This window comes from Streptomyces sp. NPDC001781, assembly GCF_053596035.1.
Genome location: NZ_JBSFFI010000114.1, coordinates 1 through 1,027, shown reverse-complemented (window position 1 = coordinate 1,027; position 1,027 = coordinate 1). Strand labels below are relative to the sequence as shown.

Here is a 1,027-nt window from a genome sequence, read left to right as displayed (position 1 = left end):
GGCCCGGCACCTCGGAGTCCCGCATCCGGGAGCTGCGCGCGGCCGGGCAGGTCTCGGGCGACTGGCGCCGCATCGGCGGATCGCTGCGCCTGGTCGGCCTGCTCGCCGTCAACGTCCCCGGTTTCCCGGTGCCGAAGCTCAAGACGCATCTGACCAGCGGGCAGCAGCTCGCCCTCGTCGCGGCCGGTATCCCGCAGCTCCACGACGGCTTGTCCGAGGACGAGCTGGACCAGTGGGCATACCGCCGCGTCCTGAAGTCCCTGTCCGCCCGAGTCCACGGAGAGGAGTGATCATCGTGTGCGGCTGTAACCAGACGCCTCCGCCCCCGCCGCCCCCGGCCCCCGAGCCGATCGGCGGCGAGCAGGGCTGACCTGCGCAGACGGCCGAATCGTCCGAAGTCCTTGTGACTTTTGGCGATTCGGCCGTTTGTCTGTACGGTCCGCCCCGACTTGATCTCACGGCCTGCCCACGGAGGTTTCAGTGCCGGATCCTGAGCTGTTCAGCGCACCTGACGACCTCTCCCTGGTGGGCGAGGCCGACCTGGGGGAGCTGGAGACCCGCGCAGTCGAGGAGTTCGACCGCGTCGTGGGGCTCCCCAGCCTCTCCCCCGAGAACGTCACCTACTCCCAGCGTCTCGCCGGTGACCTGGACCGCATCCGCGCCGAGCTGCGCGTGCGTGCCGTCCGCGCCGAGGAGCTGGCGACCACTCAGCAGCAGGAGCGCGCCCGCCAGATGGCTATCCTGCGCCAGTCCGTCCACGGCGCCGAGGGCGGCCAGGGAGCCGAGGGTGAGCCCGCCCCGGTGACCGCCGGTGGCCGCATCGACATGGCCGCCCTGACCGAGGCCGCCGCGCGCGGCATCGCTGCCGCGATGGGCGAGCAGAACGGCAACGGCCGCCGCGTCGCGTCTCTCTCGCAGGTGCGCGAGCGGGCCCCGCAGGCCAAGGTGCCGGACGCCACGATGGCCGTGACCGCGTCGGTGGACATTCCCGGCGTCGCGGCCGGCCAGTCGATGCCGACGCTGGAGG

Annotated in this window: 2 protein-coding genes; both read left to right on the top strand. The window is 72.4% G+C overall.

Going from position 1 to position 1,027, the window contains the following annotated elements:
* Positions 1-290 (top strand): hypothetical protein (locus tag ACWCV3_RS29080; protein WP_451230391.1); only part of this gene is annotated, 290 nt, incomplete at its 5' end.
* A gap of 190 nt (positions 291-480) precedes the next feature.
* On the top strand, positions 481-1,027 hold a 547-nt coding region (locus ACWCV3_RS29075), incomplete at its 3' end, for a hypothetical protein (RefSeq protein WP_451230389.1).